This is a genomic window from Pseudoflavonifractor sp. HCP28S3_F10 (genome assembly GCF_052065415.1).
Lineage (GTDB): Bacteria > Bacillota > Clostridia > Oscillospirales > Oscillospiraceae > Pseudoflavonifractor_A.
Window position 1 is genome coordinate 14,456 of sequence record NZ_JBQHUB010000012.1, and the last position, 21,127, is coordinate 35,582.

Below are 21,127 nucleotides of genomic sequence, written 5' to 3' on the forward strand. Positions count from 1 at the left end.
ATCTCTATTTGTCAATCTTCCGTGCCGGGGGTTTAAAAATTCTTAATGTCTTCCCTGTTATCCCATCGCCGGGGTGGTCAGCCGCACCAGCATCACGGCCAGTTCCGCCCGGGTGGCCGTCTTTTGGGGCATGAGCTTACTTCCGCTGCCCTGGAGGATGCCGGCGCCCAGGGCGTGCTCCATGCCGTCCCTGGCCCAGGCGGAGATTTCTTTGGCGTCGCTGTACAGGTCGATCTTTCCCTCCGCCGTATCAAGCTCCTGGATCTGGGCATACTTGTACAGAAATACAGCCAGCTGCTCCCGGGTCACATAGCTCTCAGGCTGGAACAGGCCCTTTCCGTTGCCGGAGGCGATGCCCTTCTCCTCCGCCCAGGCCACTGCCTGAGCATACCATGTTCCCTCCTCCACGTCGGTAAAGGTACATTGGCCTGCCGCGGGGGAACCGGCCAGCCGCCACAGCACCGTCACCGCCATGGCTCTGGTCACGGCCCAGCCGGGACTGAAGGTGGTCGTTCCGGTGCCCGAGAGCAATCCCGCGCTCACGGTCTTTTCCACCGCGGGGGCGTACCACGCTTTGGCGTCCACATCTTCAAAGGCGGTACTGGCGGAGGCCGGAACCGCGGCCCCCAGCGTCAGGCATACCGCACACAGCGCCGCGCATGAGGCTTTTTTCCATCTATTACACTTTTTCACGGTAATGCTCCTTGGATTCGGTTTGATAGAGGTATCCTACAACATTATTTTTAATATTTTATGAACAAGCGGCATCATTTTATCCCGGCCGCGTTTTTTCTCAAATCGGATTGACTTCCCGGGCTGGGTATGATATAGTGGCTGCACGTGAAAAAGGGAGTAGTTCCGGCCGCCTCCCCGGCGTCCGGGCGTACCGTCAACATCACGGCTCTCCGGCCCGGGAGCCTGGCGGTATGCGCCTTGCGGTAACAAGACTTTTTGGCGGCTGTCGCTGTGCGCAGCTGTCGAAAAGTCTTTTTTTGTGCCCGTGGGCGGCCGGTCCCTCCCCCGGTCAAGGGCCTTATCACAGCCACATACAGAGAAAAGGAGTGCGCTTTTATGCCGGAAACCTATTTCAACCGCACCGCGGAAGAGACGCTGAAGCTGCAGCAGACCTCTTCCGCCGGTCTCTCCCCCCAGGAGGCGGAACGCCGGGCCGGGCAGTTCGGCCCCAATAAGCTCAGCGAGGGCAAGAAGAAGAGCGTGGTCCAGGTCTTCCTGGAGCAGTTCAAGGACCTGCTGGTGGTCATCCTTATCATTGCTGCCGTCATTTCCGCCCTGTCGGAGAATGTGGAGAGCACCATCGTCATCTTTGCCGTTCTCATCATGAACGCCATTCTGGGCACCGTTCAGTACCTGAAGGCAGAAAAATCCCTGGAAAGCCTGAAGGCCATGTCCTCCCCCACCGCCAAGGTCATGCGGGGCGGCGTCCGGGTGGAGGTTCCCTCGGCCCAGGTGGTCCCCGGCGATATCATCCTGCTGGAGGCCGGCGACCTGGTGGTGGCCGACGGCCGCGTCATTGAGAACTTCTCCCTCCAGGTCAACGAGAGCTCCCTCACCGGCGAGAGCGAGGGTGTGAACAAGACCGACGAGGTCATTGCCAGTGAAAAAGTGGCGCTGGGCGACCAGAAGAACATGGTCTTTTCCGGCTCCCTGGTAAGCTACGGCCGGGCCACCGTGGCCGTCACCGCCACCGGCATGGACACCGAGCTGGGCAAGATCGCCGCCCTGATGAACCAGACCCAGCAGCGCAAGACTCCCCTGCAAAAGAGCCTGGACGACTTCTCCGGCAAGCTGGCGGCGGTCATCATGGTCATCTGCGCGGCGGTGTTCGCCCTGTCGGTGTTCCGCACCCACATGACCATTCTGGACTCCCTGATGTTCGCCGTGGCCCTGGCAGTGGCCGCCATTCCCGAGGCCCTCAGCTCCATCGTCACCATTGTGCTGGCCATGGGCACCCAGAAGATGGCCAAACAGAACGCCATCATGAAGGACCTGAAGGCAGTGGAGAGCCTGGGCGCCGTGTCGGTAATCTGCTCAGACAAGACGGGCACCCTGACCCAGAACCGCATGACGGTCCAGAAGATCTATGCCGACGGGAAGCTGCTGGACGGCTCCGAGCTGGAACTGGCCAACGAGCCCCAGCGCCTGCTGCTGAAGATCGGCCTTCTGGCCAGCGACGCCACCTTTGACCCCGAGCACAACACCTCCATCGGCGACCCCACCGAGGTGGCACTGATCCAGCTGGGTGAGGCCTTCGATGTGGAGGAGGTCCTCTACCGCAGCCACCATCCCCGCCTGCGGGAACTGGCCTTCGACTCCGACCGCAAGCTGATGAGCACCCTTCACCTGTTGGACGGCGTGCCCACTCTGCTGACCAAGGGCGCTATCGACACGCTGCTGGACCGCTCCACCTCTCTGCTCACCTCCGGCGGAGCCGTTCCCATGACCGAGGAGCGCAAGGCGGAGATCATGGCCGTCAACGAACAGCTCTCCAACGAGGGGCTGCGGGTGCTGGCCTTCGCCCGGCGGGAGCTGGACAGTGTCCGGGACCTGACGCTGGAGGACGAGTACGGCTACACCTTCGTGGGTCTGGTGTCCATGATCGACCCGCCCAGGCCCGAGTCCGTCCAGGCGGTGGCCGACGCCAAGACCGCCGGCATCCGCACCATCATGATCACCGGCGACCACAAGGTCACCGCCTCCGCCATCGCCCGGCAGATCGGCATTTTCAACGACGGCGACATGGCCCTCTCCGGCGTGGAGCTGGACGCCATGAGCGATGAAGAGCTGGACGCGGTGCTCCCCAGGGTGTCGGTCTATGCCCGGGTGTCACCGGAGCATAAGATCCGCATCGTCTCGGCCTGGCAGCGCCGGGGCAGCATCGTCTCCATGACCGGCGACGGCGTCAACGACGCCCCCGCCCTCAAGGCCGCCGACATCGGTGTGGCCATGGGCATCACGGGCACGGAGGTCTCCAAGGACGCCGCCTCCATGATCCTGGCCGATGACAACTTCGCCACCATCGTGCGGGCGGTGGTCAACGGCCGCAATGTGTACGCCAACATCAAAAACGCCATCAAGTTCCTGCTCTCGGGCAACATGGCCGCCATTTTCTGCGTGGTGTACGCCTCCATCGCCGGCCTCACCGTGCCCTTCGCGCCGGTCCATCTGCTCTTCATCAACCTGCTCACCGACTCCCTGCCCGCCATTGCCATCGGCATGGAGCCCGCCCGCAGGGGCCTTCTCAGGCAGAAGCCCCGGGACCCCAACGCCCCCATCCTGGACCGGCCCCTCCTCACCCGCATCCTGGGCCAGGGCCTGCTCATCGCCGTCCCTGTCATGACCGCCTTCTATCTGGGCCGGTCCTACGGCGGTGCGGCGGCGGCCTCCACCATGGCCTTCGCCACTCTGACCCTGGCCCGGCTCTTCCACGGCTTCAACTGCCGTGGACGGGAATCCATCTTCCGGCTGAAGTTCACCTCCAACCCCTTCTCCCTGGCTGCCTTTGGCTGCGGTGTGCTGCTGCTGGCCGCGGTGCTCTTTATTCCCGGCCTCAATACGCTCTTCCAGGCCACGCCTCTGGACGGGACCCACATCGCCCAGATCGTGGGGCTGGCCTTCCTGCCCACCCTGTGTATCCAGGTATTCAAGCTCTTCCGGGACCGGAAGGACGCCTGACCATCCCCGCGAAAAGAGCGGACCGCATGCGGCGGTCCGCTCTTTGTTTACCCCTTGTTCCGGCGGCGGGCGTTCTTACGCTGCCAGCACCCAGTTCATCATCAGCAACAGTCCGAAGCCCGGCGCCCCCAGCAGTCCCAGTACCAGCGCGTTGATCAGATTCACACCCAGCCGGATCCCCAGGACGCCGCCCCATTGGCTCAGCAGAGCCAGCACCGCCAGCCCCACGCCGGTCCGTGCGGCCAGCCGGAGGCACCACCGCACAGTCCTGCGCATGGCCAGCAGCGCGATGAGCAGGATGAGGCCGGCTGTTACCAGGGGCAGATTCCGGATCAGCCATTCCATGGTTATCTCCTCCCCCTGCCCCTGTCAGGCAGGGGCGGTCTGTCAGTCCCCTGGCTCTTTTTTCATCGGTAGGCGGACAGCGGACGGCCCATTCCCGGAAGCGGCAGCCACCGTCCCGACCGCTCCGGCGCCTCTTCCCGCTGTTCCTCCAGCTTTTTTATCTGCCGCAGCAAATAAGTATACCGCGCCTGAAGGGAATTGATCTCATAGATAAAGGATTCCACCAGATCCGGATCCCGGGCGCTGTTAAAGCCGGAATAGGCCTGGGCGATCCGGGTCCGGGTCCGGGCCAGTTCCGACGTCAAGGTCTGCCGCTCCTCCTCCAATCGGGTCCTCTGCCGGCGTCTCTCGGCTTTTGTCATGGTTCCCGCTCCTTTCCTCAGTGCCTTTCCCTTCCAGTGTATGTCCAGTTTAGCCCGATATGCACCTTTTTATACCATTCTTTTCCGTACATGGGACTTGGCCGCACCGGTTATACTACTCCCGGACAGGCAGTGAGGAGCATGCCTTCCACACACATCTCCTTTTAAGCCGGTGCCGGGCGCGCGCGCCCTCTGGCGAAAGGCGAAAGGAGCCGTGGCCTGTCCCGTTCAACGGCTCTGGCCGCATCCGGGAAATCTTCCGGGCGCGGCAAGGCTGCCGTGGAGGACCGCCGTACCCGGGAGGGCGCGGCGGTCCTCGTTGCGTTTTACCCCTCGTGCCTGCTCCTTTTCTTGACACTCCCCCCGAAAATGGGTATGATAATGTCTGCTGAATAAACCGCTTTGCGGTTTATTCGTGCGGCAGCAGCCGCACAATTCGATCAAAAGGGCCATTCTCGGCCCTTTTGATCGAATTCAGGCATTGTTACAATGCGTATTTCCGATGAAGCGCCGCAGCGCTTCACCGGGACGTGCAAGGTTTTTGGGCGGTCTCGCCCAAAAACCTTGCACCCGAACAAAGCTGATTGGCCTTGCAAGTCTTGGCCTTCAAGGCTTACAGCTTTGTTCAGTACGCATTATGATAATATGTAAAATTATCCGCTATTGATTTGGAAACAGTGAGGAGAGGCCCATGGCAAAGACCAGCGCGAAGACCTATGGCAACGAATCTATTTCCGCCCTGAAGGGCGCCGACCGGGTACGCAAGCGGCCCGGTGTTATTTTCGGCTCCGACGGACTGGACGGCTGCGAGCACGCCGTCTTTGAGATTCTGTCCAACGCCATTGACGAGGCCCGGGAGGGCCACGGCAGTCTCATCACCGTCACCCGCTACGCCGACTGCTCCATCGAGGTGGAGGACTTCGGCCGGGGGTGCCCGGTGGACTGGAACGAGCGGGAGCAGAAGTTCAACTGGGAGCTGGTATTCTGCGAGCTCTATGCCGGCGGCAAGTATGACAACGGCTCCGGCGACAACTACGAGTACTCCCTGGGTCTCAACGGTCTGGGCTCCTGTGCCACCCAGTACGCCAGCGAGTACTTTGACGCGGTAATCCACCGGGACGGCTTCAAATACACCCTCCATTTTGAAAAGGGCCAGAACATCGGCGGTCTGAAGAAAGAGCCCACCGACCGGAAAAAGACCGGCTCCTGCTTCCGCTGGAAACCCGATCTGGAGGTCTTTACCGACATCAACATCCCGGTGGAATACTATCTGGACGTGATGAAGCGGCAGGCCGTGGTCAACGCGGGCATCACCTTCCGCTTCCGCAACCAGCTGGGCGGGAAGTTCGAGACCACCGAATTCAAATATGAAAACGGCATCATCGATTACGTAAAGGAGCTCTCCGGGGAGAATGCCCTGACCCAGCCGGTGTTCTGGCAGACTGAGCGCCGCGGCCGGGACCGGGCCGACAAGCCGGAGTACAAGGTCAAGCTCAGCGTCTCCTTCTGCTTTTCCAACACGGTGCAGGTCATCGAGCATTACCACAACTCCTCCTGGCTGGAGCACGGCGGCTCACCGGAGAAGGCGGTGAAGAGCGCCTTCGTCTCGGGCGTGGACGCCTGGCTCCGCCAGCAGGGCAAGTACCAGAAGAACGAGAGCAAGGTAACCTGGGCCGATATCGAGGACTGTCTGGTGCTGGTGAGCAACAATTTCTCCACCCAGACCAGCTACGAGAACCAGACCAAGAAGGCCATCAACAACAAATTCGTCCAGGACGCCATGGCCGAGTTCCTCAAGGCCCAGCTGGAGGTCTATTTCATTGAGAATCCCCTGGACGCCGAAAAGATCGCCGAGCAGGTCCTTATCAACAAGCGCTCCCGGGAGAGCGCCGAAAAGGCCCGGCTCAACATCAAAAAGAAGCTCTCAGGCAGCGTGGACATTGCCAACCGGGTGCAGAAATTCGTGGACTGCCGCACCAGGGACACCGAGCGCCGGGAGCTCTACATCGTGGAGGGCGACTCGGCCTTGGGCAGCGTCAAGCTCAGCCGGGACGCGGAGTTCCAGGGCATCATGCCCGTCCGGGGCAAGATCCTCAACTGCCTCAAGGCCGACTACGCCCGCATCTTCAAGAGCGAGATCATCACCGACCTGCTCAAGGTCCTGGGCTGCGGGTGCGAGGTGCAGGACAAGCACGCCAAGGACGTGTCCGCCTTTGATCTGATGAACCTGCGCTGGAACAAGATTGTCATCTGCACCGACGCCGATGTGGATGGCTTCCAGATCCGCACCCTTATCCTCACCATGCTCTACCGCCTGGTGCCCACCCTGATCCAGCGGGGATACGTCTACATCGCCGAGTCTCCCCTCTATGAGATCACGTATAAGGAAAAGACCTGGTTCGCCTACTCCGACAAGGAGAAGAATGACATCGTAAACGGGGAGCTCTCGGGCAAAAAATGCACCATCAACCGCTCCAAGGGTCTGGGCGAGAACGACCCGGAGATGATGTGGCTGACCACCATGAGCCCCGACACCCGCCGTCTTATCAAGGTCATGCCCGAGGACGTGGAGCGTACCGCCCAGGTCTTTGACCTGCTGCTGGGGGACAACCTTCAGGGCCGCAAGGACCATATTGCGGAAGATGGTTATAAATATCTTGACCTGGCGGATATCTCGTAAACCGCCGCGCGGCAAAGGAGGACTTATCATGAAAAAACTCACATGTACTCTGCTTGTGTCTGCGCTGCTCTTTTTCCTTGCTGTCCCTGCCCTGGCCGCCGCACTCACCCATCCCAGCTGGTGTCCCGCGGAGGAGTATGCCGTGTTTGAAAACAGCACCGCTTACACCGGGGAGACACGGGAAAAGATCCTCTCCCTTCAGGAGTACGCGGCGGCAGGCCATACGGAGATCACCCGCAACTCCGACGCGCTGATCTACAACCGCTACCAGGAGCTGGCAAAATCCAAAGATCCCGGCGTGCGGTTCGAGCTGGGCCTCATCGACGTAAAGCTGGCCCTCAACGCCGCGGCGCAGGGGAAGTCCTTCAGCGGCTCCAGCAACTTTGAATTTGCCGCCTCCTACGCCGGAGACCAGGAGGAGGCCAGGTATCTGTGCTATCTGTGGAATGCCAGGATGTCCCTGGCCGCCCGGGACATCACCGCCGGGCTGGAGGGCGGCCTGCGCTGGTACGCGGGGGCCATTGAATACCTGCTTCCCTATGAACAGTTCACGCCGGACGCCATCTATGACTGCGAACTGGTGAAGACCGTCCCCGCCGACCGTCTGGCGTATGCCAGATCCCTTCTCTTCGTCACCCTGGACGGCGACCTGGTCCACCCCCGCCCGGTCCGTATCAGCGCCGACTATCTGGACACCACCACCGCCCAGACCCGGAACTGGCGCACCATGGTCCCCCTCCGCCGCCTGGCCGGGCTGATGGGCGCCACGGTGGAATACGACGCCCAGGCCCGGCAGATCACGGTCCGGCGCGCGGCGGACGCCTTCGTCATGACCCTGGATTCCACCGCCGCCCTGCGCAACGGCGCGCCCTTCCAGATGGACGTGGCCCCCTATGCCGAAAATAACCGCACCTATATCCCCATCCGCTACATTGCCGAGTTCTTCGGTCAGAAGGTGGAGTGGAATAAGGCGCAGCAGCACGTGGTCATTACCGAGGACAAGTCCGCTGCCGGGGATTCCAACCTGGAGGACTGGGCCCTGGCCATGGGCGCGCTGCTCAACTATGAGAATAACCCCGGGGAGGCCCACCTCTTCGGCGGCAAGACCCGGTTCGGCGCCGGTCCCGTGGGCGGCGCCATCTCCAACCGGCTGGAGTCCACCGGCCCCGACTTCGGCCGCCGGATCCTGTCCGAGGACTGGGGGATCACCGGCCGGGAATCCCTGATGGCTGCCGCCGCCGCCCTGGCGGAGGGGAACGACGCCTGGGACCTGTTCCGGGTGAGCCACCTGGCCCAGTGGGGCTATCTGGCCGGGTATGTGACCTACCCCGAGGCGCTGGAACTGGTGGAGCCCGCCGCAAAAAAGCTGGACAGGACCTACTCCTCCTGGAAGGATGCCTATGAGGACTATCTGGCCGGCTACTGCCGCTGGGCAGGTCTGAGTACCTCTGACGTATGGAGCACCGAGCGCGGGCAGCTCTACCAGACCATGCTGGCCGATCCCGCCATGGCCCCTCTTCTGGATGACAGCCTGTTTACTGCCGGCGTCATCGGCCTGCCCGGCGATCTCAATCCGTAATATCGGTATATCATATAACTCACAGGACAAGGACTGATCCCAATGCCCAAAAAGAAGGCCCCGGACACCGGGGCGAAAAAAGTAAACAACCCCAACGTCATGGGCCTGCGGGCCGAGGTGCTGGAGCAGCCCATTACCGAGACGCTGGAGCTCAACTACATGCCCTACGCCATGAGCGTCATCGTCTCCCGGGCCATCCCGGAGATCGACGGCTTCAAGCCCTCCCACCGCAAGCTCCTGTACACCATGTACCAGATGAAGCTGCTGGGGGGCGCTCGCACCAAGAGCGCCAACATCGTGGGCCAGACCATGAAGCTCAACCCCCACGGCGATGCGGCCATCTACGACACCATGGTCCGCCTCTCCCGGGGCTACGGCGCCCTGCTCCACCCCCTGGTGGACTCCAAGGGCAACTTCGGCAAGGTCTACTCCCGTGACATGGCCTGGGCCGCCAGCCGGTACACCGAGGCCCGGCTGGACCCCATCTGCGCCGAGCTCTTCCGGGACATCGACCAGGATGCGGTGGATTTTGTGGACAACTACGACGGCTCCATGAAGGAGCCCGCCCTGCTGCCCACCACCTTCCCCAACATCCTGGTCAGCGCCAACCAGGGCATCGCGGTGGGCATGGCCTCCAACCTGTGCGGCTTCAACCTGGCCGAGGTGTGCGACGCCGCCGTGGCCTACCTGAAAAACCCCGGCGTGGACCTGCTGCCCATTTTGAAGGCCCCCGACTTCCCCACCGGCGGGCAGCTTCTCTACGACGAGACCGCCCTCCGGCAGATCTACTCCACCGGCCGGGGCTCGGTGCAGGTGCGGGCCAAGTGGCGCTACCTCAAGCCGGAAAACCTTATTGAGATCTATGAGATCCCCTATTCCACCACGGTGGAGGCCGTGATGGACAAGGTGGCCGAGCTGGTCAAGGCCGGCAAAGTCAAGGAGATCGCCGACATGCGGGATGAGACCGACCTGAACGGCCTCAAGCTCACCATCGACCTGAAGCGGGGGGCCGATCCGGACAAGCTGATGGCCCGTCTCTTCCGCTCCACCCCCCTGCAGGACGCCTATTCCTGCAACTTCAACATCCTGATCGGCGGCATGCCCCGGGTGATGGGGGTGGGCGAGATTCTGGAGGAGTGGACCGCCTGGCGTATGGACGGCGTCCGCCGCCGCACTTATTATGTGATGAAGAAGAAGGAGGAGAAGCTCCATCTCCTCAAGGGCCTGAAAAAGATCCTGCTGGACATCGACCGGGCCATCAAAATCATCCGGGAGACCGAGGAGGACGCCGAGGTCATCCCCAACCTGATGATCGGCTTCGGCATCGACCAGACCCAGGCCGAGTACGTGGCCGACATCAAGCTGCGCAACATCAATAAGGAGTACATCCTCAAGCGGGTGGAGGAGACCGCCTCCCTGGAGGAGGAGATCGCCGACCTGCGGGACCTGGTCTCCAGCCCCGCCCGGATCAAGAAGGTCATCACTACCGAGCTCCAGGGCGTGAAGAAAAAGTACGCCGTCCCCCGCCGGACTGAGATCGTCTACGAGTTCCAGGCCGCCGCCGCGGCCGACCCGGAGGAGGATATCCCCGACTATCCGGTGCATGTATTCCTCTCCCGGGAGGGATACTTGAAGAAGATCACCCCCCAGTCCCTGCGCATGAGCGGCGAGCAGAAATATAAGGAAGGGGACGGTCCCTTCCTCCAGTGGGAGTCCTCCAACCGGGACGAGCTGCTGGTCTTTACCGACCGCCAGCAGTGCTACAAGACCCGGCTCAGCGACTTTGGGGACACCAAGGCCAGCGTGCTGGGCGAGTATCTCCCCACCCGCCTGGGCATGGACCCGGGGGAGAACGCCGTGTGGGCCTGCGTCACCAGCGACTACAGCGGCCACCTGCTCTTCTTCTTTGAAAACGGCAAGGCCGCCCGGGTGGAGCTCTCGGCCTACCAGACCCAGACCCGCCGCAAGCGCCTCACCGGCGCCTACAGCGACAAGTCCCCCCTGGCCGCCGCTCTCCACATCCGGGAGGATCTGGAGCTGGCCGCCATCTCCACCGAGGGACGGTGCGTGGTGTTCCACACCGCCGCCCTCTCCCCCAAGACCACCCGCTCCACCCAGGGCGTGGGCGTGATGACTCTCAAGCCCAGGTACCGTCTGGAGAAGGTGCTCCCCCTGTCTGAGACCTCCATTGTCAACGCGGCCCGCTACCGTGCCCGCAGCCTGCCCGTGGCCGGCATGCTCCTGAAGGAGGAGGACCGGGGTGAGGAGCAGATGAGCCTGTTGTAAACCAGTGCCCCGGAGCGGCCTGCGGTCCGTTCCGGGGCTTTTCCGCCCCGCCCCACCCGGCCCCCTCGGTTGACACGGAGGCAAGGCGTGGCTTACAATAGAGAAAACGCCTGTACCCCATATGATTTGTGATGTGAGGTTTGTATGAGCCGTCTTTTAAAAGAAAAAGCCCTCCCCTATCTGTGGATCACTCTGGCCTCGGTCATCTATGCCCTGGGCTTCTGCTGGTGCTATGAGCCCAACCAGATCGGCTTTGGCGGTATCACCGGCGTGGGCCAGATCATCAATCATTTTCTCCCTTGGGCCCCCATCGGCGTGGTGGTCATCCTGCTCAACATCCCCCTCTTTCTGCTGGGGTGGAAATTTATCGGCGGCCGCCTGCTGGTGACCTCGCTCTTCGCCATGGCGGTATCCTCCATTTTTATCGACCTGACCGCCGCTCTTTATACGTTCCCGCCGATGGACCCTCTGCTGGCCTGCATCTTCGGCGGCGTGCTCATGGGGGTCTCTCTGGGCATTGTCTTTCTTCAGGGGGCCACCACCGGCGGTACCGACCTGATCGCCCGGCTCCTCAAGCTCAAGCTGGCCTGGCTGCCCATGGGCAAGCTGCTTCTGGTCATTGACCTGGTGGTCATTGTGGCGGTGGCCGCCGCCTTCCACGACCTGTCCAGCGCTCTCTACGGCCTGGTGGCACTGTATATCTCCACCATCGTCATGGACAGCGTGCTCTACGGCCTGGACAACGCCAAAGTGGCCTATATCATCAGCTCCAGGCCGGACGAGATCTCCCACGCCATCTTTCAGGAGCTGGACCGGGGCGTCACGGTGCTCCACGGCGAGGGAGCCTGGTCGGGAGAGGCCAAGCGTGTGCTGCTGTGCGCCTTCAAACAGCGGCAGATCGTGCCACTCAAGCGCATGGTGAAGGAGATCGACCCCGCCGCCTTTCTCATCGTATGCGAGGCCCATGAGGTCCTGGGCGACGGGTTCCGGGAGTATAAGCAAAACGACCTTTAATTAAGGAGGAAGCGCCATGGCAGACATTAACAAGCTGCGTAAAAATCTGGAAAAGAACGGCTTCCATACGGTGTATTTCGACAGCGCCCGGGAGGCCGCCGACTACCTGGACGGCAAGCTGGACGGCCGCACCATCGGCATGGGCGGTTCCGTGACCATCCAAGAGCTGGGCCTGATGGAGCGGCTCTCCGGCCATAATACCTTCTATTCCCACTGGAGCGGCGGCACATTGGACCAGGCCGCCGGCGCGGAGGTCTACCTCTGCTCGGTCAACGGCGCGGCCGAGACCGGCGAGCTCATCAACATCGACGGCACCGGCAACCGGGTGGCCGCCACCCTGTATGGCCATAAAGAGCTCTATCTGGTCATCGGCGTCAACAAGATCGCCCCCGATTACGACCAGGCCCTGTGGCGCTCCCGCAACATCGCCGCCCCCAAAAACGCCAAACGGCTCAACCGAAAGACCCCCTGCGCCGTCAACGCCGACCGCTGCTACGACTGCGACAGTCCCGAGCGGATCTGCCGCGGCCTTACCGTGCTGTGGCGTCGTCCCAATGGCATCCCATATGCCGAGGTCGTTATCGTAGGCGAGGATCTGGGCCTGTAGGCCCCTGTACACCCCCTTCAGAAAGGAGGGCCGCCCATGCCCGGAAAGGGAAAGCTTACATCTCTGCTGCTGGCGGGCACTGTGCTGCTCAGCGGCTGCTCTTCCATGCTGGAACGCAGCTACATGGTGGTCACCGCCCACCCCGAGCACCCGGCGGCCGCCGACAACTCCAACGTGCTCAAGGCCGAGACCTATCAGGATCTGGTCAACGACGTGCTCTACTTCGTCAATCAGGGGGTGGAGCACGGCGCCATCCGCCTGACCAACTACCCCAGGGACGTGGAGGCAGACCTGAACAGCGCCTGCCTGGAGGTGGCCCGGGACGCCCCTGTCGGTGCCTACGCCGTGGATTTCATCGAGCATGACTGCACCCGTGTGGTGCAGTATTACGAGGCCAATATCCATATCACCTACCGCCGCACCCTGGAACAGATCCAGAGCATCAAGACGGTCACCGGCAGCAGCGCCGTCCGCCGGGTCCTGCAGGAAAAGCTGACCCGCTTTGCGCCGGAGGCCGTGCTCCAGGTATCCTATTTTACCGAGGATGAGGACTATATCTCCGCCCTGATCCGACAGGCCTACTATGACACGCCCGCTGCCGCCCTGGGCATGCCGGAGTACACCATCTCCCTCTACCCCGACCGGGGACGGGAGCGTATCGTGGAGATCCTGCTTACCTACCCTGCCCCGGCGGAGGAGCTGCGCCGTATGAGCCAGCTGCTTCTCCAGCAGGCCGACCAGCTCTCTGCCTCCCTCTTGGGCCAGGCCGGCCCTGAAGCCCTCCAGGAGATCTTTGACCTGCTCCGCCAGCGGGTCAGCCCCGCCCCCGCCGGTGAGGGTCCCACTGCCTACGCCGCGCTACTGGAGAACCGGGCCGACAGCGAGGGCGTAGCCCTGGCCTTCCAGCTGCTCTGTCAGACCGCCGGGCTGGACAGCACGGTGGTCCGGGGATTCCGGGACGGCCGCGCCCATTTCTGGAATGTCTGCGCCCTTCCCTCCGGCCAGCACCGGCACGTGGATGCCTCCGCCGCCGACGGATTTCTTCTGACCGACAGTGACGCCGAGGCCATGGGATATGTCTGGGACCGGGATGAGATCCCCGTCTGTTCGGACAGTGGCAAAGAAGCCGGCTGACCGTACACATCCGGCACAGTACGCGGGGAGGCGCTCCCACGCCTCTCCGCGTTTTTTGCATAATTCGTAAAATCCCTCTTGACATCTCGTCCTTCTGCCGCTATAATATCATTCGTCGCTTGCAGGTGTAGCTCATCTGGTAGAGCGCCACCTTGCCAAGGTGGAGGTAGCGAGTTCGAGCCTCGTCACCTGCTCCAGTTCGGAATAAGCCCTGAGGTAAAAACCTCAGGGCTTTTCCTTTTGCAAACGGGGTTTTATTGCTTCCAAACCGGACCCGCTGCGCCGGGCTTCGATCCGGCCCGGGCGCGGACCCGAAAGCGGATCCAGCAGAGGGACGCAGGTACCGTATCGCCGTATTTTCCTCTTGACAAGCGGTTCCTTTTTTCATATAATATCTATGTTGCTTGCAGGTGTAGCTCATCTGGTAGAGCGCCACCTTGCCAAGGTGGAGGTAGCGAGTTCGAGCCTCGTCACCTGCTCCAGCTCGGAATAGGCCCTGAGGTAAAAAGCCTCAGGGCTTTTCCTTTTGCGGGCGGGCTTTTTCCCGTTTTCAGACCGGACCCGCCGTTTTGCCGCCCCAGGGGCGGTTTTTTGCTATGCCGGGCCCGCGCCCGCCAAACTTCAAGGAGGTTTTTTCCATGGTAACACTGGCACAGCGCATCGAATCCCTCCGTACCGAGGCCAATCTGAGCCGTCCCGCCCTCTCCCTGTCCCTGGGCTTCCCCAAGGGCGCCATTGAAAAATTTGAGACCGGCCGGGCCACCCCCACCAAGGAACAGCAGGAGAAGATCGCCGCTCACTTCGGCGTCTCCCTCTTCTATCTCCGGGGCGAGAGCAGCGACCGCACCCGCCAGGAGGACTGGATGGACGCCGTACCCGCCGACGACGGCGAGTATGTACCCATCCCCGCGCCCAAGCCCAAGCGCCCCAAGCCCTCCGCCGAGCCTCAGCAGGGGGCCATGCTGGACTCTCTGCTGGCCAGCAAAGCCGTACAGGAGCTGCTGCGCAAAACGGTTCTGGACACCCTTCGCTCCCCCGAGGGCCAGGAACTCATCCGCAAGGCCATGCAGAAAAAGTGACGCGCCGTCAAAAAGACCCCGCTCGCGTGAGCGGGGCCTTTTCCTGTTTAAAACTTGTTCAGGGGAATGGAGCCGTCGTCCTTTGCCTTTTCGATGGCCCGGATGACCACATCGTAGCCGTAATCCGCATCCACCTGGATGTGGACCCGGTCGCCCACCTTCTTTCCCAGCACCGCCTTCCCCACCGGGGACTCCCGGCTGATGAGCCCGTGAAGGGCGTCCTGCCGCATGGTGGTGACGATCTGATAGGTCTCGGTCTCATCGTCCTCCTCCACATACACGGTGACCCGGTCGTAGAGCCCCACCGCGTCCTCCGCCGCCTGGTCCGAGATGACCACCGCCGTGCGGATCATGTTCTCCAGGTAGCGGATGCGGCTCTCGTTCTTGTTTTTTTCCTGCTTGGCCGCCTTGTATTCAAAATTCTCGCTCAGGTCGCCGAAGGCCCGGGCCTCCTTCACTGCCTCCAGCAGCTGGGGGCGCAGCTGGATGCGGCGGTAGTCCAGCTCCTCCCGCATGAGCTGCAGGTCCTTTTGGGTCAGTTCGTTGTGCATGTCGGTATCTCCTTTTCGCCCGGCCGGGCGCTATTCATCGTTCCGGGGCACGGCGCGTATCACGCGCCTTCTAAGGAGCATTTGCTCCTTTTGAACTTCTTTGATTATAGCACGATTGCCCCGCCGGGTCAAAAAGAGGTCCGCTTCCTGTGGGAAGCGGACCTCTTTTCTTATTTCTGTTCCGCTGCCTCTCCCAGCTCCAGTCCGCACACCCGCTCCCGGGTGGGGAGGATGGCGGCGGGGCTCATGGAGAGCTCGTCGATCCCCATCCGGAGGAAGGTCCCGGTCAGGGCCGGGTCGGCGCCCAGTTCTCCGCAGATGCCGATCCAGATGCCCGCCCGGTGTGCATTCTCCGCCGCCATGGCAATGAGCTTGAGCACTGCCTCATGGGCGGGGTCGTCAAACTGCGCCACACTGCTGTTCTGCCGGTCCAGGGCCAGGGTATACTGGGTCAGGTCGTTGGTCCCCACACTGAAGAAGTCCACCTCCCGGGCCAGGTCCCCGCTGAGGAGGGCGGCGGCGGGAGTCTCGATCATGATGCCCAGCTCCACGTCCCCGTCAAAGGGGACGCCTTCTTCCTTCAGTTCCTGCCGGACCTCTTCGGCGATGGTTTTGATCTGCCGCACCTCGGACACATGGGTGATCATGGGGAACATGATGGCCAGCCTGCCGTATGCCGACGCCCGGTATAAAGCCCGCAGCTGGGTGCGGAACACCTCCGGCCGGGTGAGGCAGATACGGATGGCCCGCATACCCATGGCGGGATTCTCCTCCCGGGGGAGCCGGAAGTAGTCCGCCTGTTTGTCTGCGCCGATATCCAGGGTACGGATGACCACCCGTTTCCCCTCCATCCGCTCCAGCACATCCCGGTAGGCCGCAAATTGCGTCTCTTCATCGGGGTAATCCCGGCTCTGAAGATAGAGGAACTCACTGCGGAAAAGTCCGATGCCCTCGGCGTCTCCCTCCAGGGCAAGGGCCACATCCTGGGGCCCGCCCACGTTGGCGCACAGTTCCACCCGCCGGCCGTCCCGGGTGACGCTGGCCTTGCCCCGGTAGCGCCCGGTCCGCGCCCGACCGGCATCCTCGTCCGCCTTCAGGGCGGCAAATTCCATTCGGACGGCCTCGTCCGGGTCCAACGCCACCAGTCCGCGCTCGCCGTCCACTGCCGCCTCACGGCCGTCCAGCTCCGGGCCCAGTGCTTCTCCCAGCCCCACCACCGCCGGTATGCCCATGGTGCGGGCAAAGATGGCAGTGTGGGAGTTGGCCGATCCGCCTGATGTAAGGAAGGCCAGCACCTTGCTCCGGTCCAGCCGCGCCGTCTCACTGGGGGCCAGGTCATCGGCCGCCACCACCACAGGCTCGCTGCCGAAGAGAGCCTCCTCGTCGGTATGGGTCAGGATGCGGACCAGCCGGCGGCCCACGTCCAGTACATCGGCGGAGCGGGCCTGCATGTACTCGTCATCCATGGCGGCAAATGCGGCGGCCGCCTCCTTGGCGGCGGCGTCCACGGCATACTCGGCGCAGAGACATTCTCCCTCGATGCGTGCCCGGACGGCGTCAGTAAAATCCGGATCCTCCAGCATCATCTCATGGATCTGAAAGAGAAGGGCATTCTCCTCCCCCAGGGTGGACAGCGTCTCCGCATAGAGCTGCTCCAGCTCCTCCGCAGCCTGGCCGCAGACTTTCTCAAACCGCTCCAGCTCCGCCGGAACATCCGAGATGGCGGAGGGCTCGATCTCCTGGCCGGACCGGCGGTAAAAGGCCACTTTTCCCAAAGCAGTGCCCCGGCTCACTCCCTGACCGTTGAGTGTTGTCATACTATCACGCTCCAAATTCGCGGTGGTAATACTCTTCTTTCATAAAACCATTTTTAAATGTTTTTATGACGGTGTCAAGCACCGTGCTGCCAAAGGCGGCACAAAAAAGTATTGACGATGTTTTCAGCGACTTTGCCGCCGGACCGCATCTTGCGGCCCGATAAAACGGTCCAGCTGTTTTATCGAAAACCAGTATAAAAAGGACCGGGCGGCGCGGAACGCCGCCCGGCACGGATCCGTTCGGGTGCTTAGAAAATACCGATCAGGCCGCCAACAAAGCCGATCACGACAATGCCGAGCATGATCTGCAGCGAGGAGAACTTTTTCTTGCTCAGCAGGGCAAAGACGCCCAGCGTAACCGCCAGGGGCAGCAGATTGGGCATGATCGCGTCAAAGATGGAGGACTGAAGATCAAACGCGGAGTCGCCGATGTTAAAGTTGATCTTCAGGCTGAAGGACACGTAGGAGGAGATGAGGCCGCCCATGACAGTGCAGCCCAGGATACCGGCCGCGCTGATCAGGCGCTTCATTTTGCCGCCGGCCAGCACAGCGGTGACCGCGTTGCTGCCCAACTGATAGCCCTTCATCCAGAAATAGCGGGCGATCAGGATCAGGACCAGCGGAAGGCCGAACAGCACGAGCAGGGAGCCGAAGACGTTGCCCGCGGCAGCCAGGCTGATGCCCAAAGCCACGATCAGGGGGATGATCACGCCCTGGTCCAGCGCGTCGCCGATGCCCGCCATGGGGCCCATCAGGCCGGTCTTGACCGAGTTGATGGCGTCATCGCTGATCTCAGCACCGTTGGCCTTCTCCTCCTCCATGGCCAGGACCGCGCCATGGATCAGAGTGCCGAAGTTGGGGTTGGTATTGAAGAAGACCAGATGGCGCTGAAGAGCCGCGATCTTGTCTTCCTTCTTGGGATAGAGCTTTGCCAGAGCGGGAGCCATGCAGTGGGCGAAGGCGCCGCCCTGCATACGCTCGTAGTTGTAGTTGGCATGGGAGAAGAACTGCCACAGCCAGTAGGAATGGGAGACGTCCTTCTTGGTGAGCTTGATCTTTTTCTCCGTGTTCACAGTGTTATCCGTCATAGCCGACATCCTCCTCCTTGTTGTTGTAAATGAGGTACACAGCGGCAAAAGCCAGGCCGAACAGGGCCACGCCGACGATGCTCAGGTTGAAATAGGCCACCAGCAGGAAGCCGATCAGCAGGAAGGGCAGCGTGTCCATCTTGAGGATGGCGCGCAGGTTGAGGCCAATGCCCAGGGCGGGCAGCAGACCGCCTACCACAGAGAAGGCGTTGATGACATTCGTGCCCTCAACGGCCGCCAGGAAGGTCTCCATCAGAGGCACGCCGGCCATCAGGATGACCAGAGCCACGATCACTTTGAATACCAGCATCATGACCGCGCTGGGCAGCCAGTTCATGAGCATGACGCCCTTCTCGTCGCCCTTGGCGGCGAAGCTGTCAGCCCAGTGGACAAAGAAGGAGTCAATGGTCATCTTGCCGACCCACCAGATGGTGCCGAACAGGCCCAGAGGCACGGCGATGGCCAGGGCCACCTCGGTGCTCACGTTGGTCGCCAGCGCCAAGGCGGTGCCGATGTAACCGGCGATGGCCATGTCGGAGGGCATGGAGCCGCCCACATTCAGATGGCCCAGGTAGATGAGGTTAATAGTCGCGCCGATGACCGCGCCCTCAACGGGCCGTCCCATGACCAGGCCGGTCAGGAAGCCGGCCACCACGGGACGCTGCAGTACGTAGTAGCCCTCGCCGAAGAACCACGGCGCGTCGGACAGGTAGTACAGGATACCGACGAGTAGTGCTTGGATCCAACTCATAATGATTTACCTCCTCTTATTTGTCTCATCGACCATTGGAATGTATATAAAAGCGTCGGGCGCCTGCCCTTCGCCAGCTCCCGGCAGGAGCGGGGATACATGCCCGGGATGAGGAGTGCGCTCTGCGGCCGGCTCTCTCCTGCCGGCCTTGGGCCGTCTTCTTACAGCTTCACCTTGTCGATCTCGATGCACTTGCCGTCGGGCACGATCTGGCAGAATACCCGGATACCCCTGGCGGCAATGGCCTTGAGCTGCTCCAGCTCCTCCGGGGAGACCTGGATATTGCGCAGGATCATCTTACGGCCGGCCACATAGCCCATGCCGCCCAGGTTCAGCTCCTTCATCTCCACGCCGCTGTTGAGCAGCTTCTCCATGACGTCAGGCGTCTTGGCAAGTACGATGGTACGCATCTCGGGGGGATCATTTTTGATGGCATCCACAGCCTGCTCCACCGTGAGGATGGAGACATCGCAGCCCTTGGGGACCGCCATCTTCATGACCTGGCACATAAAGGCGTCCTTAGCCACCTTATCGTCCACAACGAAGATGCGGTTGGCCTTGTACACCTTGGACCAGCCGGTCATCACCTGGCCGTGGATCAGTCGGTCGTCGATGCGGTAGAATACTACACTCATTCCGATGCGCTCCTTTCTTTGATCACGTCGTCCGCACTGATGAAGCCCTCCCGGCCTGCCTCGATCCCCGCGGAGATGAGCTCCTGCACGTTCATCTCCTCCCGGAGGGTAAGGATCTCCAGCAGCGCCGGAAGATTATAACCGGACAGGGCGTGCACGCCCCGCTTCATCACCATCAGCATCGCGGTATTGGAGGGGGTCCCGCTGGACAGGTCGGCCAGGATCAGGGTGTTGTCCGCTTCTCCGAACTCGTCGATGGCCTGCTCCAGCTTTTCGGCGAAGGTATCCACCGTATCGCCGGGGTACAGGCCGAACACAGCCAGCTTTTCCTGGGCGCCCAGGATCATTTCGGCGGCCTCCCGCATACCGGCGGCAAAGGCTCCATGGCTAATCAGAATCAGATTGATCACAGTGTTTCCGTTCCTTTCCTCTGGGCGTTGCCCACGGCGTTCAGTCTCCGCTCAGATCGATGAGCACACGGTAGGTCTCGGGGCTGGCGGCCCGCTCGAAGGCCTTCTGGCACTCGCTCAGGTCATAGCGCTCCGTGATGAAGGGTGCCACCTCGATGAGGTGATAGCCCAGCAGCCGGGAAGCGGTCCAGAAGTTCTTGGCGGTGGGGCTGTAGGAGCCTGTGATGCGCTTCTCGCTGTAGTGGATCTTGTTGGGGTCGATCTGGATGGGTCCGCTGGGATGGAAGGAGCCATAGTAGACCATACGTCCCCGCTTGGCCAGGCACTCCAGATAATCCTGGGCCAGCGAGAGGACATTGACCGTGTAGAAGCACACATGGGCGCCCCGGCCGCCGGTCAGCGATTTGATGGTCTCAATGGGATCGCAGCTCATGGGGTCGATCACCACGTCGGCGCCCATCTCCCTGGCCTTGTTCCGGCGGGCCTCGTCGGGCTCCACCAGGATGGTGCGGGCGCCCCGCTTCTTGCACAGCACATTGTGGAGCTGGCCCATGATGCCGCCGCCCACGATGACCACGTCCTCGCCGAACTCCACCTCGGCCTGGTCCAGACTGCCCAGGCAGCAGGCCAGAGGCTCGGCAAAGGCGGCGGTGGCCAGATCGGCGTTCTCGTCGGGAAGGGCGTATACCCGGTTGGAGGCAATGGCCAGATACTGGGCAAAGCCGCCGGTGCCGGGGATGCCGTCGAAGGTGCGGCCCTTGGACTTGCCGGTACACTCGTTGTCGTGGCCCCGGTAGCACTGCTCGCACTGTCCGCAGCTGTCATATGTCTTGACCACTACCCGCTGACCCACTTTCAGGTCGGTGATGGTGTCCGCCCCGATGGCGGCCACGGTGCCCGAGACCTCATGGCCGGGGACAAAGGGCAGCGCCACGTCTCCGCCGGCAAAGATCCGCTGCTCCCAGGTGCAGATGAGACACTTCTCAATACGCACCAGCACCTCGCCCGCGGCAGGCGTGGGGGTGGTGATCTCCCTCACCTCGGCCTTGCGGGGCTCGGTGATAATGATGGCTTTCATTTTTTCGGGAATCATGTG

At 62.1% G+C, this 21,127-nt stretch carries 18 protein-coding genes and 2 tRNA genes; 10 read left to right on the forward strand and 10 right to left on the reverse strand.

The features are described from left to right. Nucleotides 1-57: 57 nt before the first annotated feature. Nucleotides 58-693, reverse strand: coding sequence for an S-layer homology domain-containing protein (locus ACTNBZ_RS06940; protein ID WP_441208943.1), 636 nt, complete (start codon nt 691-693; stop codon nt 58-60). A gap of 378 nt (nt 694-1,071) precedes the next feature. On the opposite strand from ACTNBZ_RS06940, the gene ACTNBZ_RS06945 reads away from it, so the two are divergent. Further along, on the forward strand, nt 1,072-3,693 hold the full coding sequence (locus tag ACTNBZ_RS06945; RefSeq protein ID WP_441208944.1) for a cation-translocating P-type ATPase: 2,622 nt from the start codon (nt 1,072-1,074) through the stop codon (nt 3,691-3,693). 75 nt (nt 3,694-3,768) lie between these two features. Here ACTNBZ_RS06945 and ACTNBZ_RS06950 read toward each other — a convergent pair whose 3' ends face one another. Together ACTNBZ_RS06950 and ACTNBZ_RS06955 are read right to left on the reverse strand one after the other, a co-directional pair. Further along, the gene (locus ACTNBZ_RS06950; RefSeq protein ID WP_441208945.1) at nt 3,769-4,038 is read right to left on the reverse strand and encodes a pro-sigmaK processing inhibitor BofA family protein; all 270 of its coding nucleotides are present in this window, start codon (nt 4,036-4,038) and stop codon (nt 3,769-3,771) included. Between the two features lie 62 nt (nt 4,039-4,100). Further along, nucleotides 4,101-4,400: a DUF2508 family protein gene (locus ACTNBZ_RS06955; RefSeq protein ID WP_441208946.1), complete on the reverse strand. Its 300-nt coding sequence runs from the start codon at nt 4,398-4,400 to the stop codon at nt 4,101-4,103. A gap of 691 nt (nt 4,401-5,091) precedes the next feature. Between ACTNBZ_RS06955 and ACTNBZ_RS06960 the strand changes: the two genes are divergently transcribed. The 9 genes from ACTNBZ_RS06960 (at nt 5,092) to ACTNBZ_RS07000 (ending at nt 14,779) form a co-directional block, all read left to right on the forward strand. Continuing rightward, a complete protein-coding gene (locus tag ACTNBZ_RS06960; RefSeq protein ID WP_441208947.1) occupies nt 5,092-7,080 on the forward strand; it encodes a DNA gyrase/topoisomerase IV subunit B in 1,989 nt (662 codons plus the stop codon). 28 nt (nt 7,081-7,108) lie between these two features. After that, nucleotides 7,109-8,659, forward strand: coding sequence for a stalk domain-containing protein (locus ACTNBZ_RS06965; RefSeq protein ID WP_441208948.1), 1,551 nt, complete (start codon nt 7,109-7,111; stop codon nt 8,657-8,659). A gap of 42 nt (nt 8,660-8,701) precedes the next feature. Then, nucleotides 8,702-10,945 (forward strand): DNA gyrase subunit A, encoded by a 2,244-nt coding sequence (locus ACTNBZ_RS06970; protein WP_441208949.1) that lies wholly within the window; start codon nt 8,702-8,704, stop codon nt 10,943-10,945. Nucleotides 10,946-11,089: 144 nt separating this feature from the next. Continuing rightward, on the forward strand, nt 11,090-11,959 hold the full coding sequence (locus tag ACTNBZ_RS06975) for a YitT family protein (RefSeq protein ID WP_441208950.1): 870 nt from the start codon (nt 11,090-11,092) through the stop codon (nt 11,957-11,959). A gap of 16 nt (nt 11,960-11,975) precedes the next feature. Further along, complete coding sequence (locus ACTNBZ_RS06980) at nt 11,976-12,566, forward strand: lactate utilization protein (protein ID WP_441208951.1); 591 nt, start codon at nt 11,976-11,978, stop codon at nt 12,564-12,566. Between the two features lie 36 nt (nt 12,567-12,602). Continuing rightward, nucleotides 12,603-13,700: a hypothetical protein gene (locus ACTNBZ_RS06985; RefSeq protein WP_441208952.1), complete on the forward strand. Its 1,098-nt coding sequence runs from the start codon at nt 12,603-12,605 to the stop codon at nt 13,698-13,700. A 121-nt stretch (nt 13,701-13,821) separates the two neighbouring features. Beyond that, nucleotides 13,822-13,897 (forward strand) — tRNA-Gly (locus tag ACTNBZ_RS06990). 209 nt (nt 13,898-14,106) lie between these two features. After that, a tRNA-Gly gene (locus ACTNBZ_RS06995) sits at nt 14,107-14,182 on the forward strand. A 156-nt stretch (nt 14,183-14,338) separates the two neighbouring features. Next, nucleotides 14,339-14,779 (forward strand): helix-turn-helix domain-containing protein, encoded by a 441-nt coding sequence (locus ACTNBZ_RS07000; protein ID WP_441208953.1) that lies wholly within the window; start codon nt 14,339-14,341, stop codon nt 14,777-14,779. 47 nt (nt 14,780-14,826) lie between these two features. On the opposite strand, the gene ACTNBZ_RS07005 is transcribed toward ACTNBZ_RS07000, so the two are convergent. The 7 genes from ACTNBZ_RS07005 to ACTNBZ_RS07035 all read right to left on the reverse strand — a co-directional run bounded on the left by ACTNBZ_RS07005 (nt 14,827) and on the right by ACTNBZ_RS07035 (nt 21,124). After that, a complete protein-coding gene (locus tag ACTNBZ_RS07005) occupies nt 14,827-15,330 on the reverse strand; it encodes a GreA/GreB family elongation factor (RefSeq protein WP_441208954.1) in 504 nt (167 codons plus the stop codon). 170 nt (nt 15,331-15,500) lie between these two features. Further along, entirely contained in the window at nt 15,501-17,147 is a 1,647-nt protein-coding gene (gene ptsP, locus ACTNBZ_RS07010; RefSeq protein ID WP_441208955.1) for a phosphoenolpyruvate--protein phosphotransferase, read from the reverse strand. 248 nt (nt 17,148-17,395) lie between these two features. Continuing rightward, on the reverse strand, nt 17,396-18,235 hold the full coding sequence (locus ACTNBZ_RS07015) for a PTS system mannose/fructose/sorbose family transporter subunit IID (protein ID WP_441208956.1): 840 nt from the start codon (nt 18,233-18,235) through the stop codon (nt 17,396-17,398). Continuing rightward, nucleotides 18,225-18,986: a PTS mannose/fructose/sorbose/N-acetylgalactosamine transporter subunit IIC gene (locus ACTNBZ_RS07020; protein WP_441208957.1), complete on the reverse strand. Its 762-nt coding sequence runs from the start codon at nt 18,984-18,986 to the stop codon at nt 18,225-18,227. Before ACTNBZ_RS07020 ends, ACTNBZ_RS07015 begins: the two co-directional genes overlap by 11 nt. Before the next feature lie 161 nt (nt 18,987-19,147). Then, nucleotides 19,148-19,621: a PTS system mannose/fructose/N-acetylgalactosamine-transporter subunit IIB gene (locus ACTNBZ_RS07025; protein WP_441208958.1), complete on the reverse strand. Its 474-nt coding sequence runs from the start codon at nt 19,619-19,621 to the stop codon at nt 19,148-19,150. Then, on the reverse strand, nt 19,618-20,031 hold the full coding sequence (locus ACTNBZ_RS07030) for a PTS sugar transporter subunit IIA (protein WP_441208959.1): 414 nt from the start codon (nt 20,029-20,031) through the stop codon (nt 19,618-19,620). Before ACTNBZ_RS07030 ends, ACTNBZ_RS07025 begins: the two co-directional genes overlap by 4 nt. A 40-nt stretch (nt 20,032-20,071) precedes the next feature. After that, entirely contained in the window at nt 20,072-21,124 is a 1,053-nt protein-coding gene (locus tag ACTNBZ_RS07035) for a zinc-dependent alcohol dehydrogenase (RefSeq protein WP_441208960.1), read from the reverse strand. Between the last annotated feature and the right edge of the window lie 3 nt (nt 21,125-21,127).

Excerpts from the sequence above, each read along its gene's own strand:
- ACTNBZ_RS06980 (WP_441208951.1), top strand. The coding sequence starts at position 11,976 with ATGGCAGACATTAACAAGCTGCGTAAAAATCTGGAAAAGAACGGCTTC.
- ACTNBZ_RS07025 (WP_441208958.1), bottom strand. The coding sequence starts at position 19,621 with ATGAGTGTAGTATTCTACCGCATCGACGACCGACTGATCCACGGCCAG.
- ACTNBZ_RS06955 (WP_441208946.1), bottom strand. The coding sequence starts at position 4,400 with ATGACAAAAGCCGAGAGACGCCGGCAGAGGACCCGATTGGAGGAGGAG.
- ACTNBZ_RS06985 (WP_441208952.1), top strand. The coding sequence starts at position 12,603 with ATGCCCGGAAAGGGAAAGCTTACATCTCTGCTGCTGGCGGGCACTGTG.
- ACTNBZ_RS06945 (WP_441208944.1), top strand. The coding sequence starts at position 1,072 with ATGCCGGAAACCTATTTCAACCGCACCGCGGAAGAGACGCTGAAGCTG.
- ACTNBZ_RS06965 (WP_441208948.1), top strand. The coding sequence starts at position 7,109 with ATGAAAAAACTCACATGTACTCTGCTTGTGTCTGCGCTGCTCTTTTTC.
- ACTNBZ_RS07005 (WP_441208954.1), bottom strand. The coding sequence starts at position 15,330 with ATGCACAACGAACTGACCCAAAAGGACCTGCAGCTCATGCGGGAGGAG.
- ptsP (WP_441208955.1), bottom strand. The coding sequence starts at position 17,147 with ATGACAACACTCAACGGTCAGGGAGTGAGCCGGGGCACTGCTTTGGGA.
- ACTNBZ_RS06960 (WP_441208947.1), top strand. The coding sequence starts at position 5,092 with ATGGCAAAGACCAGCGCGAAGACCTATGGCAACGAATCTATTTCCGCC.
- ACTNBZ_RS06975 (WP_441208950.1), top strand. The coding sequence starts at position 11,090 with ATGAGCCGTCTTTTAAAAGAAAAAGCCCTCCCCTATCTGTGGATCACT.
- ACTNBZ_RS06950 (WP_441208945.1), bottom strand. The coding sequence starts at position 4,038 with ATGGAATGGCTGATCCGGAATCTGCCCCTGGTAACAGCCGGCCTCATC.
- ACTNBZ_RS07035 (WP_441208960.1), bottom strand. The coding sequence starts at position 21,124 with ATGATTCCCGAAAAAATGAAAGCCATCATTATCACCGAGCCCCGCAAG.
- ACTNBZ_RS07015 (WP_441208956.1), bottom strand. The coding sequence starts at position 18,235 with ATGACGGATAACACTGTGAACACGGAGAAAAAGATCAAGCTCACCAAG.
- ACTNBZ_RS07020 (WP_441208957.1), bottom strand. The coding sequence starts at position 18,986 with ATGAGTTGGATCCAAGCACTACTCGTCGGTATCCTGTACTACCTGTCC.
- ACTNBZ_RS06970 (WP_441208949.1), top strand. The coding sequence starts at position 8,702 with ATGCCCAAAAAGAAGGCCCCGGACACCGGGGCGAAAAAAGTAAACAAC.
- ACTNBZ_RS07000 (WP_441208953.1), top strand. The coding sequence starts at position 14,339 with ATGGTAACACTGGCACAGCGCATCGAATCCCTCCGTACCGAGGCCAAT.